Genomic DNA, 13890 nt, shown 5'->3' with positions numbered 1-13890 from the left:
TGCGCTCACCGGACGCGGGTAGGGTGGGGTCATGGGGAAGGCGATTCCGATCATCATCGTCGTCGCGCTGGCGGTCTACACGCTGTTCGACGTCGTCGCCACGCCCCGCGACCGGATCAAGCTCCTCCCGAAGCCGGTGTGGATCGTGGTCGGGCTGATCCCGGCACTCGGCGTCCTGCTCTGGCTGACCGTCGGCAAGGTCCGTGGCCGTCAGGCTCCCCCGCCACCCCAGCAGCGGCGGACGTACCGCGGACCCGACGACGATCCGGACTTCCTGCGCGGCCTCTGAGCCGTCGCAGCGTCGACACCTGCGCTCTGCGGCCCTCGACCCGCCGCGCCCGGGCTCCCACTCCGAGCCGCGCCGCACCGGCGCCCGGGCTCCCCACACCGAGCCGCGCCCGCCACCTGGCGACGCAGTCCTTCACCTGGCGGGGGAAACCTTCGGTGCCCGGTGGGGGTTTCCCCAGCCGGCTACGGAGACCCCCTCACCCCAGCCGGTGCGGCGAGGTGCGGGCCCGGGGGTTACTTCGCGTACGAGTGCAGCCCGGGGAAGAACAGGTTGACGCCGACGAAGTTGAAGATGAAGGTCGCGAACGCCACGAGCGCGAGGATCGCGGCGGCCTTGCCCTTCCACCCGGCGGTCGCCCGGGCGTGCAGGTATCCCGCGTAGGCGACCCAGGTGATGAACGCCCAGACCTCCTTCGGGTCCCAGCCCCACGGCCGGCCCCAGGCGTGCTCGGCCCAGATCGGGCCGGAGATCAGCGCCGCGAACGTCCAGACCGGGAAGGCGAAGGCGGTGACGCGGTACGCCAGCTGGTCCATCGCCGCGGCGGACGGCAGTCGCCCGAGGTAGCCCGAGACCGGTCCGCGCGCCTCGGCCCGGGCCTTGATCAGGTAGAGGATCGATGCGCCCGCACCCACGAGGAACCCGGCTCCCGCGACCATGGCCGACGCGACGTGGATCACCAGCCAGTAGGAGTCGAGCGCCGGTACGAGGGGCCCGGCCGGCACGTAGACCGTCATCGACAGACCGAGCACGACCGTCACGAAGGCGAGCACGAGCGGCGCGAGCCACTGGATGTGCATCAGGCGGATCATCACGAGGTAGCCCGCGAGCACGACGACCATCGAGGTGATCGCGAACTCGTACATGTTGCCCCACGGCACCCGCTCCGCCGCGAGCCCGCGGGCGACGACGCCCGCGAGCAGGATCAGGAACCCGAGGATGGTGAGCGCGATCGCGATCCTCCCCGCGACCTCGCTGCGCTCCTCCGCGACCCCGCCGCGGGCACTGTCGTCGTCGGCGGTAGGGCTACCGCCGCCGCTCACCCCGTCGTACGCGCCGCCGCTCGACGCCATCACCGGCGTCCGCTCGGCCGCACCGACGCTCTCACCCGAGCGGCTGGCGACGGACCCGAACGCCCACTGCGCCACGGAGGCCAGCCATGCGAGCGCGAGCACCACGGTCGCGGACGCGACCGCGTAGTTCGAGAAGTTCGCGTACTCCGTCAGGGTCATGCCTCGTCCTCTGCTCTCCCGGCCTGTGCCGTGTCGGCCTGCGCCGTGTCGGCTCGTGCCGGAGCGGTTCGCGTTCCAGTATCGCCCGTGGCCGCCCGGAGCCGCTCGAGGAGGTCGTCCACGCCGTCCTCGACGTCGCTGCGCGGCACCCGGTCCAGCGCGGCCACCTCGACGACCGTGCGCCCGTCGCGCCGCGTCGCCCGCACCCAGGTCCGCCGCGGCCGGATCGACAGCGACAGCACCAGCCCGAGGGCGCCGATCGAGACTCCGTACAGCGGGATCTGGATCCCCGGCTGGCTGCTGAACTGGAAACGCGCGAACTGGCGCAGCTCGACGAACTCGATCGTGCCCTTCCCGTCGGGCAGTGTCACGCTCTCGCCCGGCGTCATGATGATCCGCAGCGGTTCGTCGTCGTCGCCCATGAACTGGGTCATGTCGGACTTGTCCAGCACGTAGACGGACTGGGACTCGCCTTCGTCCAGCCCCAGGTCGCCGTAGTAGGCGAAGAGGCCGAGCACCGGGTTCGCGGCCGCGGGGTGGGCCGACACCGGGATCTCGTCGTCCCCTCCCGCTACGCCGGTCGGTAGGAAGAACCCCTGGAAGCCGAGCTGGTCGGGCCGCGCGTCCGGAACCTTCACGACGCCGTTGGAGGTGTAGGTGGAGTCCGCGGGGATGAACGGCACCGCGTCCTCGAAGACCACGCGGCCGTCTCCGTCGGTCACCCGGATCACCGGAGCGTAGCCCTGGCCGACGAGGTAGACCGACGCCCCGTCGACCCGCAGCGGGTGGTTCACCTCGATCGCGTAGTCGCGCGGCTGCTCGCCGGGCGCGTCGGTGACCTGCCCGGCCGCGCCGAAGTAGCGTGGTGCGCCCCGCTGCGGTCCCTCGGTCTGGAACTCCGCGGTCAGGTCGTCCAGCGTCAGCGAGAACGGCGGGAGATCGTCGGTGTCGAACAGCGCGCCGGCGGTGAACTCGTCGAACTGGGTGAGGGTGTTGGAGAATCCGCTGCCCTCGGTGACGATCGCGTTGCCGCGGTAGCCCAGCAGTCCCATCGCTGCGACGCCGACGAGCACCACGACCAGCGAGACGTGGAAGACGAGGTTGCCCGCCTCACGGAGGTAGCCCGTCTCGGCACGCACCTCGCCTGCGATCACGGCACCGTCGTCGTCGGTCTCGGTGACGACGTCGCGCCGCGACCGGCCGACCGCCTCGCGCGCCGCGGCGAGCACCGTCTCGACGTCGGCGTCCGACTCGTACGTCGCCGAGGCCGGCAGCCGGTCGAGGTTGCGCGGCGCCTTCGGCGGGCGGGCCCGCAGCGCGCGGGCGTACACGCCGACCCGCGGGATGATGCAGCCGACCAGCGAGACCATCAGCAGGAGGTAGATCGCGGAGAACCACACCGACGTGTAGACCGCGAAGCCGCCGAGCCGGTCGAGGAACGGCGCCAGGTCGGGGTGCCGGTCGAAGTAGGCAGCGACCGCGCGCGGGTCGACCGAGCGCTGCGGGAGGATCGAGCCCGGTACGGCGGCCAGCGCGAGCAGCAGCAGGAGCATCAGCGCGGTGCGCATCGACGTGAGCTGGCGCCAGGCCCACCGCAGCGTCTCGCGCGGCGACAGCGCGGGCGCACTCGCGCGACGGTCGTCCGACATCACACCACCGGCCTGAATCCGCCGACCCACACGGTCAGCTCGATCATGATCTGCGCCCACAGCCCGCTCACGAGCAGCACCCCGACGACGACCAGCATCCCGCCGCCGACGATCGAGATCGCGCGCTGGTGCCGCCGGACCCACGACGTGGCCCCCATGAACCAGCCGAAGGCGCCGGCGGCGAGCAGGAACGGGATCCCGAGACCCGCGCAGTAGACGAGGGTGAGGAACGCTCCGCGCCCGGCCGTGCCCTCCGAGCCCGCGAGCGTCAGCACCGCACCGAGGGCCGGGCCGATGCACGGCGTCCAGCCGATCGCGAACAGCACCCCGAGCAGCGGCGCGACCGCGAGCCCGACCGACGGGACCGCATGGATCCGCACGTCGCGCTGCATCCACGGCACGAAGCCCATGAAGGCGAAGCCGAGCAGGATCAGCACGATCCCCATCACGATCGAGATCTCCCGCTCGTACGGGCGCAGCTCCTGCCCGATCCCGCCGAACAGCGCGCCGTACGACACGAAGACCACACTGAACCCGGCGACGAACAGGGCGGCACCGGTCATCAGGCGACCGCGCTGGCGCAGGGTCTTGTCGTCACCGACCACCTCGGCCGCCGACATCCCGGAGACGTAGGACAGGTAGCCCGGCAGCAGCGGCACGACGCACGGCGAGAAGAACGAGACCAGCCCCGCGACGAGCGCGACCCCGGCCGCGAGCAGGATCGAGCCCGACAGCACCGTGTCCATGATCCAGTCCGACATCGCCGCTACGCCGCCCCGGCGTCCTCGACGAGCCCGCGCAGCGTCGCCTCGCTGGTCGCACCGACCACCCGGGCCGCGACCCGGCCGTCGGAGTCGATCACGTACGTCGTCGGCACCGCGATCGCGGGCAGGCTGTCACGGAAGCCGAGCAGGGTCTCGCCGCTCGGGTCGTAGATCGACGGGTAGGTGATGCCGTAGTTCTCGTCGTAGGCCAGCGCGGCGTCACGCGAGTCGCGGATGTTGATCCCGAGGACCTCGACCCCGGAGTCCGCGAGCGCAGCCAGGTCGGACGCCTCCTCCCGGCAGTCCGCGCACCACGAGCCCCAGACGTTGACGACGACCGGGGAGCCGGCGAAGTCGGACAAGGCGACCGGGTCGCCGCCGAGGCTCTCCCCGGCCAGCTCGGGCGCCGGTGCACGGTCGGCGGGATCGACCGACGTGATCGTCCCGTCCCCGCTCACGTACCCTCCCGTGGTCTCGTCGGCCTGGGTGCTCGACGCGCAGGCGGAGACGGCCACGCCGACGAGCAGCGCGGCCGCGGCGAGCAGCAGTCGTCGGGCGGTCATGCCCCGCCGACGAACTTGCGCCGCAGGTGCGCCGGGACGAGGTCGCCGGCCGGCTCGGAGTAGCCGACCGCGACCGGCTCGTCGCCTTCGTAGGTCACCGACGTGATGCTCGCGAGCGAGCACTCGCGACGCCGCGGGTCGTGCAGGTAGCGGCGCTTCTGGACGGTGAGCCGCGCGACCCAGATCGGGAGCTGGTGCGAGACGATCACCGCCTCGTGTCCGCGGGCCGCGTCGCGCGCGTCGGCGAGCGCCGCGAGCATCCGGGCTGCGATCTCGGTGTACGGCTCGCCCCACGACGGCTTCGCCGGGTTGCGCAGCAGCCACCAGACCGACGGCCTGCGCAGCGCGCCGTCGCCGACGCCGAAGGTCTTGCCCTCGAAGCTGTTCGCGGCCTCGATCACGCGCCCGTCGGTGTGCACCGGCAGGTCGACGGTGGCCGCGATCGGCTCCATCGTCTCCTGCGCGCGCTCCAGCGGCGAGCAGACCAGGTGCGTCACGTCGCGCTCGGAGAAGTACTCGGCACCGCGCTCGGCCATCTTCCGGCCCAGCTCCGAGAGGTGGTAGTCGGGCAGGCGCCCGTACAGCACACCGGTGGGATTGTGCACCTCACCGTGCCGCATCAGGTGGACGACGGTGCGCTCGCTGCTGCTCATCTGTCTGCTCTCGTGGTACGGGTGGGTCTCAGGCCGTCGCCGCGGCCGCCGCGGGTGCGGCCGCGCTCAGGGCCTTCTCGATCTGGTCCAGGGCGTCGTCGTCCAGCGAGTCCGAGACGAACCACGCCTCGTACGAGCTCGGCGGCAGGTAGACGCCGTGCTCCAGCATCGCGTGGAAGAAGGCGCGGTACGCGGCGGGGTCCTGGTCCTGGGCGTCCGAGAAGTCGCGGACCGGCTCCGTACGGCCGAGGTACGGGCTGAACAGCGTGCCGGCGCTCTGCACCACGTGCGGGACCCCGGCGGCGCCCAGCGCGTCGCGCAGCATCGTCTGGATCGTGCTCGCCAGGTCGTCGAGGTGCGTGTAGACCTCGTCGGTCGCCAGCCGCAGCGTGGTGAGCCCCGCGGTGGTGGCGACCGGGTTCCCCGAGAGCGTGCCGGCCTGGTAGACGGGTCCCTCCGGCGCGAGCATCCGCATCACGTCCTCGCGTCCGCCGAAGGCCGCGGCCGGGAAGCCGCCCCCCATCACCTTGCCGAACGTCATCAGGTCCGGGGCCCAGCCCTCGACCGCGCCGTCGATCCCCCAGTAGCCCTGCCGGCTCGCCCGGAAGCCCGTCATCACCTCGTCGGAGACGAACAGCGCACCGTGCTCGCGGCAGGTCCGCGCCAGGAAGGCGTTGAAGCCGGGCTCGGGTGCGACCGCGCCCATGTTGCCGGCGGCGGCCTCGGTGATCACGCACGCGATCCGGTCGCCGTGCTCGGAGAAGACCGCGCGGACAGCGGCCGGGTCGTTGTAGGGGAGGACGAGCGTCTCGGCGGTGAACGCGTCGGGGACCCCCGGCGTCCCGGGGAGCCCGAAGGTCACGACGCCGGAGCCGGCCTCCGCCAGCAGGGAGTCGACGTGACCGTGGTAGCAGCCGGCGAACTTCACCACGACGTCACGCCCGGTGAAGCCGCGCGCCAGCCGGATCGCGGACATCGTCGCCTCGGTGCCGGAGGACACCATGCGGACCAGGTCGACCGGGGTCCGTGCGACGATCTCCTCGGCCAGCTCCACCTCGGGCTCGCTCGGTGTCCCGAAGGAGGTCCCGCGTGCGGCCGCGGCCTGGACGGCGGCGACCACCTCGGGGTGCGCGTGGCCCAGCAGCATCGGGCCCCAGGACGCGACGAGGTCGACGTAGCGGTTGCCGTCGGCATCGGTGAGCCACGACCCCGACGCGCTGCTCATGAACCGGGGGGTCCCGCCGACGGCCTTGAACGCGCGGACCGGGGAGTTCACCCCACCCGGGGACACGGCGCGAGCGCGGTCGAACAGGGACGCGGAGACGTCGGAGCCAGACACGACTCTTATTGTCCCCGACGAGGCAAGATGCCCCACAGACCCCCTCGCGGTCAACAGCCCACGGCCAGGTCGTGGACGCGGTGGGACGGGGATCCGAACTCCGAGTTACCTTTCCTAAGGACTTCCTGAGGAGCATGGGCAAGTGAGCCGACCATTCCTTAGGGTGGTCCCAGGAAGCGACCCTCGCTTCCCACGGCGTACTCGGACGACGGTGAGGACGGACCCCATGAGGCCAGGAAAGCCACGGGGAGGCGGCGAGCACCGCCGCCTGACCTGGTGGCAGGCGACCGGCGCGCTGCTGCCCTGCGCGCTGCTGGCGACCGCCTGGGGTGCCGCGATCGCGGCACCCGGCGGCGGGGCGAGTGTCGACACCGCGTCCTACTCCGCGTACGACGACGTGCCCGAGGTGCCGGTCACGGGTCCGGAGCTGGACGTCGAGACCGGAGACGACCCCGTCTCCCAGCAGATCGCCGCCGGGGAGGCCGACGAGACCGACGGCCGCCCGCAGGTCCCGACGCTCACGGCCGCCGCCTCGCAGATCCCGGCGCCCGCGCTGGCCGCGTACCAGCGGGCCGCGAGCGTGATGGCCTCCACGAAGCCGCAGTGCCGGCTGTCCTGGGAGCTCCTCGCGGCGATCGGGCGGGTCGAGTCCAACCACGGCCAGTTCGGCGGCGCCACCATCGCCGCCGACGGCGCGACCACGCGGCCGATCGTCGGCATCCCGCTCGACGGCAGCGGCGCGACCGCGCGGATCCTCGACACCGACCGGGGAGCCTGGGACGGCGACAAGGCGTTCGACCGCGCCGTCGGGCCGATGCAGTTCATCCCGAGCACCTGGTCGTCGGTCGGCGTCGACGCCGACGGAGACGGCGAGGCCAACCCGAACAACATCAACGACGCCTCGCTCGCGGCTGCCGTCTACCTCTGCGTCGGCGGGCACGACCTGAGCACCGAGGCGGGGGCCCGCGCCGCCCTCATGTCGTACAACCGGTCCACCGTCTACGGCGACCAGGTCCTCGCGATCGCCGCCGAGTACGGCAGCGGCCAGCTCCCGACCACGCTTCCGGTCTCGGCGCCGGGCGGGAGCATCCCCGGCCCGGTCGGGACGCCTCCGTTGTTCTCGTGGCCGTCCGGACCCGGTGCCGGGCACTCGCAGCAGCCTGCGCCCGCGGTCGTCGCGATCAACGACGACCGTCCGCTGCCGTCGCCGTGGGGCCTGCCGGGCGGCGACGCGGCCGAGACGATCGTCCCGGCCAAGGACCCCGTCACGCCGGTGAAGCCGAAGCCGACCAAGCCGACGAAGCCGACTCCGAAGCCCACGGACCCCACGCCGAAGCCCACGGACCCCACGCCGAAGCCGACCGACCCCACCACGCCGACGGACCCGACCGACCCCACCACCCCGACGGACCCGACCCCGACCGGCCCCACGACGCCGCCGCCGACGGAGTCGACCACCGATCCGACGCCCACGGACCCGGGCACGTCCGATCCCACGACGCCGCAGACCGACGAGCCGACCGGCTCCGACGCGGGCGACGCGAAGAAGGACGAGGACGAGCCGAAGGCCGACGCCGATCAGACCGAGGCGAAGAAGGACGAGGACGAGCAGCCGTCCGACGCCACCGCGACGCCGCCGAGCTCGACGCCCTGACGCCGAGGCGCCCGACCCTCAGGCCAGGCGCTCGGCGAACTCCGCGGCCCAGTAGGTGAGCACCACGTCGGCCCCGGCGCGACGGATCGACGTGAGCGACTCGACGATCGCGGCGTCGCGGTCGATCCAGCCGTTCGCCGCCGCAGCCTCGACCATCGCGTACTCGCCCGAGATGTTGTACGCCGCGACCGGCACGTCGACGGCGTCGCGGACCCGCGCGATCACGTCGAGGAAGCCCATCGCCGGCTTGACCATCACGAGGTCGGCTCCCTCCGCGACGTCGAGCGCGACCTCGCGCAGCGACTCGCGGGCGTTGGCCGGGTCCTGCTGGTACGTCCGGCGGTCGCCCTCGAGCGACGAGGCCACCGCCTCGCGGAACGGGCCGTAGAAGGCCGAGGCGTACTTCGCCGCGTACGCCAGGACCGCGACGTCGGTCCACCCGTGGGCGTCCAGGGCCGCACGGACGACGCCGACCTGCCCGTCCATCATCCCGCTCGGGCCGAGCACGTGCGCCCCGGCCTCGGCCTGCGCGATCGCCATCGCGGCGTAGACGTCGAGGGTCGCGTCGTTGTCGACCCGCCCCCGGTCGTCCAGCAGCCCGCAGTGACCGTGGTCGGTGAACTCGTCCAGGCACAGGTCGGACATCACGACCAGGTCGTCACCGACCTCGTCGCGGGCGTCGCGGAGCGCGACGTTGAGGATCCCGTCCGGGTCCAGAGCGCCGGAGCCGGTCGCGTCCTTGCGCTCGGGGACACCGAACAGCATGACGCCGCCCAGCCCGAGCCCCGCAGCCCGCCGGACCTCGGCTCGTGCCGACGCCCGGGTGTGCTGCACGACCCCGGGCATGCTGCTGATCGGCCGTGGCTCGTCGAGCCCCTCGGCGACGAACATCGGCAGCACGAGCTGCCGCGGCTCGACCGAGGTCTCGGCGACCAGCGCGCGCAGCGCCGGCGTGGTCCGCAACCGGCGGGGCCGCACCTGCGGGTACGGCACGCTCAGCTCCGGCGCCGCGACGACTTGGTCCGCTGCGACGGCTTCGTCACCGGGTCGCCCGCCGCGATCATCGCGTCGCGCCGCTGCGCACCGAAGTCCGCGAGAGCATCGGCGAGCAGCTCGGCCGACGGGCTCTCGGCGACCACGTCGACCCGCAGCCCGTGCTCCTCGGCGGTCTGCGCCGTCGCAGGGCCGATGCAGGCGATCACGGTGGTCGCGTGCGGCTTGCCGGCGATCCCGACCAGGTTGCGGACGGTGGAGCTCGACGTGAACACGACGGCGTCGAACTTGCCGGACTTGATCGCCTCACGGGTCGGCGCCGGCGGCGGAGCGGCCCGGACCGTGCGGTACGCCGTGATGTCGTCGACCTCCCAGCCGAGCTCGATCAGACCGGCGACGAGGTTCTCGGTCGCGATGTCGGCCCGCGGGAGGAAGACCCGGTTGATGGGGTCGAGGGACTCGTCGTACGGAGGCCAGTCCTCCAGCAGGCCGCGGGCGGACTGCTCACCGCTGGGGACCAGGTCCGGCCGGATGCCCCAGGCGCGGATCGCCTCCGCGGTCTTCTCCCCGACCGCGGCGACCTTCAGGCCGGAGAACGCACGCGCGTCCAGGCCGTACTCGTCGAACTTCTCGCGCACCGCCTTCACGGCGTTCTGGCTGGTGAACGCGATCCACTCGTAACGGCCCTCGACGAGCCCGCGGACGGCCTTGTCCATCTGCTGCGGGTTGCGGGGCGGCTCGACGGAGATCGTCGGCACCTCCTCGGAGGTCGCGCCGTAGGACTGGAGCCGGTTCTTCAGCGTGGCGGCCTGCTCCTTGGTCCGCGGGACCAGGACGCGCCAGCCGAACAATGGCTTCGTCTCGAACCACGACAGCGTCTCCCGCAGATCGACGACCTCGCCGACCACGGTGATCGCCGGCGGCGCCATCTTGGCGGCCTTCGCGTCCACCGCGATCCGCTCGAGGGTCGACACGACGGTCGCCTGCTCCGTCGTGGTCCCGACCCGCGTCATGGCGACCGGGGTCTCGGGGGCGCGCCCGGCCTCCATCAGGCCGTTCGCGACGTCCTTGATGGTGTTGACGGCGCTCAGCACGACGACCGTCTGGTCCCCGGCGTACGGGGCCCAGTCGACCTTCGTCTCGCCCATCCGGACGACGGCGAGCTCGCGACGGGTCCGCGTCGTCAGCGGCACGCCTGCGTACGCGGGCACGGCCGTGGCCGACGAGACGCCGGGGACGATCTCGAAGGAGATGTTCGCCTTCTCGCACGCCTGGGCCTCCTCGGGCCCGGTCGCGAAGGTGAACGGGTCGCCGACGAGCAGCCGGACGACGTTCTTGCCCGACTTCGCGTGCCGGACGACGATCCGACCGCGCGCCGACGGCGTCAGCACGCCGCCGTCCTCGGCGTGACCGCCGTCGACGATCTCGACGTCGTCGCCGACGAGCGCTGCCTGGTCCGCGGTCTCGGTGATCACCACGTCGGCGGCGTCGAGCAGCTGACGCGCCCGTACGGTGAGCAGGTCGGCGTCACCGGGGCCGGCGCCGACGAAGCTCACGTGCCCGACCGGTCGACTCACGTCGCCGGAGGTCGTGTCCTGGGCGTCGCCGGCCTTCTTCGCAGCGGCCTTCGGCGTCGCGGCGGCCGACGTGGCCGCACGCTTGCGGGTGGCGGTGGTGGTGCTCACGGTCTCTACTTCCTCGTCTGCCTCTGGGTGGTGATGGTGTGACGCATCAGCGCATCAGCGCCCCTGCGCCCTCGGCGAGCATCTCGGCAGCGAGACGCTCGCCGACCCCGGCCGGATCACGCACGGACCCGGTCGCGGACAACCTGATGAACGGTGTGCCGGACTCGGCGCCGACGAAGCCGCGCAGCCACAGCTCGTCGCCGTCGTCGCCGGAGACGACCTCGGCCCAGGCGCCGACCGGTGCCGAGCATCCCGCCTCCAGCGCGGAGAGCAGGCTGCGCTCGGCAACCACGGCGGTCCGGGTGGCCGGGTCGTCCAGCCGGGCGAGCAGCGGCTCGACCTCGTCGCCCGCGCGGCACTCGCACGCCAGCGCGCCCTGGCCGGGGGCCGGAAGCACCTGGAGCGGGTCGAGCAGCTCGGTCGCCTCGTCGATCCGGCCGAGCCGGCGCAGGCCGGCTGCGGCCAGGACCACGGCGTCGAGCTCGCCGGAGCGGACCTTGCCGATCCGGGTGTCGACGTTGCCTCGCAGACCGACGACCTCGAGCCCGAGCCCGAGCGCGTTGATCTGAGCAGCACGACGCGGGGACCCCGTCCCGAGCCGCGACCCGGGCGGCAGCTCGGCGAGCGTGAGCCCGTCGCGGGCGACCACCGCGTCGCGGGGGTCGACCCGGGTCGGGACGGCGGCGAGGGCGATGCCCGCTGCGGGCGCCGTCGGCAGGTCCTTGAGCGAGTGGACGGCCACATCGACCTCACCGGCGAGGAGCGCCTCGCGCAGCGCGGAGACGAACACGCCCTGCCCGCCGAAGTCGGTCAGCGGCCGGTCGTTGCGGTCACCCTCCGTCGAGACGGTGACGAGCTCGGTGGCGATCCCGGTCAGCTCGGTGATCCGGTCGGCGACGAGCCCCGACTGGGTGGTCGCGAGCGCGCTCGCGCGGGTCCCGATCCGCAGGGTGGTCATGGACGATCACCCCCGTGGTCCTCGACGGACGTGACGGCGTCGATCGTCGCGCGGTCCAGCGCGAACAGGTCAGCGAGCGCGTCGGCGTACGACAGGGCGTCGGGACGCCCCGCCATCTCCTTGATCCGCACCGTGGGCTGGTGCAGCAGCTTGTCGGCGACGCGTCGCACGGCGTGCCGCACCTCGTCCAGGACGGCGGGATCCACCTCGCGGAGGCGTCCCTCGAGCCGCTCCATCTCGGAGTCGACCACCTCGGTCGCCATCGACCGCAGGGCCACGACCGTGGGCGTCACCCGGGCGGCGCGGCGCGCGGCCAGGAACGCCGTGACCTCACCGGACACGATCGAGCGGACCTGGTCGACGTCGGCGGTGCCCTGCGCGTCGGTCAGCCGCCGCTGCAGCTCGGCCAGCCCGAGCACCGCGACCCCCGAGAGGTCGGCGACCTCGTCGGCCACGTCGTGCGGCAGCGCCAGGTCGACCAGGACGTACGGGCGGTCGCGGTCGGCGACGACGGGGGCGACGGTGTCGACGCCGATCACGGTGCCGGTCGCGCCCGTGCAGGAGATCACGAGATCCGCCTCGGCCAGGGCGGCCTCGCGCTGACCCCAGTCGACCGCCGTGGCGCCGATCGTCTCGGCGAGGCGGCGGGCGTTCGCGTACGTCCGGTTGGCGACGGTCACCGACCGCACGCCACGGCGCGAGGCGGTGGTCGCGGCGAGCGCGGCCATCGAGCCCGCGCCGAGCACGAGCACCCGCAGGTCGGACAGCCGGTGGCCGGCGCGCTCGACCTCGTCGAGCGAGGCCTGCACCAGCGACGGACCGGCCTGGTCGATGTCGGTCTCGGCGTGGCCGCGCTTGCCGATCCGCAGGGCCTGCTGGAACAGCACGTTGAGTGCGGGTCCGACCGTCTCGCCGTCCTGGCCGCGCTGGAGGGCGGCGCGGACCTGCCCGAGGATCTGGCTCTCGCCCACGACCATCGAGTCGAGGCCCGCTGCGACGGAGAAGAGGTGGGCGACCGCGGCGTTGTCGTAGTGCACGAACAGGTGACGAAGGAGCGTCTCGCGGCTCAGGCCGGACCGCTCGATCAGCAGGTCCGTGACGTGCTCGACCGAGCCGTGGAACCGCTCCGCCTCGACGTAGATCTCGGTGCGGTTGCAGGTCGCCACGACGAGAGACTCCGCGACGTCCTCGGCCTCGAGAGCGGACTGCGCGACCTTCGCCGCGTCCTCGGCGGTCAGTGCGACACGCTCGAGCACCGGCACCGGGGCGCTGCGATGGGAGATCCCGACGACGAGGACGCTCATGACCGCACCTCCCCCGGGAGCCGCTTGCGCTGCTCGTGGTACGCGAGGATCTGCAGCTCGATGGACAGGTCGACCTTGCGGACGTCGATGCCGCTCGGGACCGTCAGCACGGCGGGGGCGAAGTTCAGGATGCTGGTGACGCCCGCGCTGACCAGCCGGTCGGCGACGCCCTGGGCGGCGTCGCCCGGGGTCGCGATCACGCCGATGGAGATGTCGTTCTCCTTCACGATCCGGTCGAGGTCGCTCATCGACTCGATCACCAGGTCACCGTGCTGCTCGCCGACCCGTGCGGGATCACCGTCCACGAGGGAGACGATGCGGAAGCCACGTGACCGGAACCCCCCGTAGTTCGACAGCGCCTGACCGAGGTTGCCGATCCCGATGATGACGACGGCCCAGTCCTCGTTCAGGCCGATCTCACGGGCGATCTGGTAGCGGAGGTACTCCACGTCGTAGCCCACGCCACGGGTGCCGTACGATCCCAGGTACGAGAGGTCCTTGCGGAGCTTCGCGGAGTTGACGCCCGCCGCCGTCGCGAGCTGCTCCGAGGAGACGGTCCGAAGGCCCGTCTCGCCGAGTGCCGTGAGCGCCCGGAGGTACAACGGGAGCCGCGCGACGGTGGCCTCCGGGATGCCCGGTGCCACCGGACGGTCTTCCGCCGGGGGTCGCAGGTCGTTCACGTCGCTCCTGGGCGCTGCGTACGGTGGACGTTCGGTTGCCGGCGGGTGAACACCCGCGGACCGACTGATCCACTGTAAGAGCTTGTGAACGTGAGAACAAAATCCGCGGGGCTCCCGACGGGGGTGACCC

General features: G+C 72.7%; 13 protein-coding genes. 2 read left to right on the top strand and 11 right to left on the bottom strand.

Annotation, left to right across the window (positions count from 1 at the left end):
- Positions 1 to 31 precede the first annotated feature (31 nt).
- Positions 32 to 289 (top strand): PLDc N-terminal domain-containing protein, encoded by a 258-nt coding sequence (locus CLV56_RS12020; protein ID WP_039339836.1) that lies wholly within the window; start codon positions 32 to 34, stop codon positions 287 to 289.
- 233 nt (positions 290 to 522) lie between these two features.
- Here CLV56_RS12020 and ccsB read toward each other — a convergent pair whose 3' ends face one another.
- Genes ccsB through hemL form a run of 6 tightly spaced genes read right to left on the bottom strand, consistent with a single transcriptional unit; the run spans position 523 to position 6486 of the window.
- Positions 523 to 1518 (bottom strand): c-type cytochrome biogenesis protein CcsB, encoded by a 996-nt coding sequence (ccsB, locus tag CLV56_RS12015; RefSeq protein WP_039339838.1) that lies wholly within the window; start codon positions 1516 to 1518, stop codon positions 523 to 525.
- A complete protein-coding gene (gene resB / locus CLV56_RS12010) occupies positions 1515 to 3167 on the bottom strand; it encodes a cytochrome c biogenesis protein ResB (RefSeq protein ID WP_157805148.1) in 1653 nt (550 codons plus the stop codon). The genes ccsB and resB overlap by 4 nt, the downstream gene beginning before the upstream one ends.
- Positions 3167 to 3928, bottom strand: coding sequence for a cytochrome c biogenesis CcdA family protein (locus CLV56_RS12005; protein WP_039339840.1), 762 nt, complete (start codon positions 3926 to 3928; stop codon positions 3167 to 3169). Before CLV56_RS12005 ends, resB begins: the two co-directional genes overlap by 1 nt.
- 5 nt (positions 3929 to 3933) lie before the next feature.
- Positions 3934 to 4494, bottom strand: coding sequence for a TlpA family protein disulfide reductase (locus tag CLV56_RS12000; protein WP_039339841.1), 561 nt, complete (start codon positions 4492 to 4494; stop codon positions 3934 to 3936).
- On the bottom strand, positions 4491 to 5147 hold the full coding sequence (locus tag CLV56_RS11995; protein WP_039339842.1) for a histidine phosphatase family protein: 657 nt from the start codon (positions 5145 to 5147) through the stop codon (positions 4491 to 4493). The genes CLV56_RS12000 and CLV56_RS11995 overlap by 4 nt, the downstream gene beginning before the upstream one ends.
- Positions 5148 to 5175: 28 nt before the next feature.
- Entirely contained in the window at positions 5176 to 6486 is a 1311-nt protein-coding gene (gene hemL, locus CLV56_RS11990; RefSeq protein WP_100414875.1) for a glutamate-1-semialdehyde 2,1-aminomutase, read from the bottom strand.
- A 226-nt stretch (positions 6487 to 6712) separates the two neighbouring features.
- Here hemL and CLV56_RS11985 point away from each other — a divergent pair, with 226 nt between their 5' ends.
- The gene (locus CLV56_RS11985; RefSeq protein WP_100414874.1) at positions 6713 to 8140 is read left to right on the top strand and encodes a lytic transglycosylase domain-containing protein; all 1428 of its coding nucleotides are present in this window, start codon (positions 6713 to 6715) and stop codon (positions 8138 to 8140) included.
- An 18-nt stretch (positions 8141 to 8158) separates the two neighbouring features.
- Here the strand turns inward: CLV56_RS11985 and hemB are convergent, their stop codons facing one another.
- Genes hemB through CLV56_RS11960 form a run of 5 tightly spaced genes read right to left on the bottom strand, consistent with a single transcriptional unit; the run spans position 8159 to position 13751 of the window.
- Positions 8159 to 9133: a porphobilinogen synthase gene (gene hemB / locus CLV56_RS11980; protein WP_039339844.1), complete on the bottom strand. Its 975-nt coding sequence runs from the start codon at positions 9131 to 9133 to the stop codon at positions 8159 to 8161.
- 2 nt (positions 9134 to 9135) lie between these two features.
- Complete coding sequence (locus tag CLV56_RS11975) at positions 9136 to 10818, bottom strand: bifunctional uroporphyrinogen-III C-methyltransferase/uroporphyrinogen-III synthase (RefSeq protein ID WP_100414873.1); 1683 nt, start codon at positions 10816 to 10818, stop codon at positions 9136 to 9138.
- Positions 10819 to 10864: 46 nt separating this feature from the next.
- The gene (hemC, locus tag CLV56_RS11970; RefSeq protein ID WP_039339846.1) at positions 10865 to 11776 is read right to left on the bottom strand and encodes a hydroxymethylbilane synthase; all 912 of its coding nucleotides are present in this window, start codon (positions 11774 to 11776) and stop codon (positions 10865 to 10867) included.
- Positions 11773 to 13080 (bottom strand): glutamyl-tRNA reductase, encoded by a 1308-nt coding sequence (locus CLV56_RS11965; RefSeq protein ID WP_100414872.1) that lies wholly within the window; start codon positions 13078 to 13080, stop codon positions 11773 to 11775. The genes hemC and CLV56_RS11965 overlap by 4 nt, the downstream gene beginning before the upstream one ends.
- A complete protein-coding gene (locus CLV56_RS11960; protein ID WP_100415142.1) occupies positions 13077 to 13751 on the bottom strand; it encodes a redox-sensing transcriptional repressor Rex in 675 nt (224 codons plus the stop codon). The genes CLV56_RS11965 and CLV56_RS11960 overlap by 4 nt, the downstream gene beginning before the upstream one ends.
- Positions 13752 to 13890 lie beyond the last annotated feature (139 nt).

It is taken from the genome of Mumia flava (genome assembly GCF_002797495.1).
Classification (GTDB): Bacteria; Actinomycetota; Actinomycetes; order Propionibacteriales; family Nocardioidaceae; genus Mumia; species Mumia flava.
This window is presented reverse-complemented; position numbering and strand designations above follow the sequence as displayed.

What these genes read in the sequence shown, in the direction of transcription:
- ccsB (WP_039339838.1), bottom strand. Translation starts at nt 1,518, where the DNA reads ATGACCCTGACGGAGTACGCGAACTTCTCGAACTACGCGGTCGCGTCC.
- CLV56_RS12000 (WP_039339841.1), bottom strand. Translation starts at nt 4,494, where the DNA reads ATGACCGCCCGACGACTGCTGCTCGCCGCGGCCGCGCTGCTCGTCGGC.
- CLV56_RS12020 (WP_039339836.1), top strand. Translation starts at nt 32, where the DNA reads ATGGGGAAGGCGATTCCGATCATCATCGTCGTCGCGCTGGCGGTCTAC.
- resB (WP_157805148.1), bottom strand. Translation starts at nt 3,167, where the DNA reads ATGTCGGACGACCGTCGCGCGAGTGCGCCCGCGCTGTCGCCGCGCGAG.
- CLV56_RS11985 (WP_100414874.1), top strand. Translation starts at nt 6,713, where the DNA reads ATGAGGCCAGGAAAGCCACGGGGAGGCGGCGAGCACCGCCGCCTGACC.
- CLV56_RS12005 (WP_039339840.1), bottom strand. Translation starts at nt 3,928, where the DNA reads ATGTCGGACTGGATCATGGACACGGTGCTGTCGGGCTCGATCCTGCTC.
- hemC (WP_039339846.1), bottom strand. Translation starts at nt 11,776, where the DNA reads ATGACCACCCTGCGGATCGGGACCCGCGCGAGCGCGCTCGCGACCACC.
- CLV56_RS11965 (WP_100414872.1), bottom strand. Translation starts at nt 13,080, where the DNA reads ATGAGCGTCCTCGTCGTCGGGATCTCCCATCGCAGCGCCCCGGTGCCG.
- CLV56_RS11995 (WP_039339842.1), bottom strand. Translation starts at nt 5,147, where the DNA reads ATGAGCAGCAGCGAGCGCACCGTCGTCCACCTGATGCGGCACGGTGAG.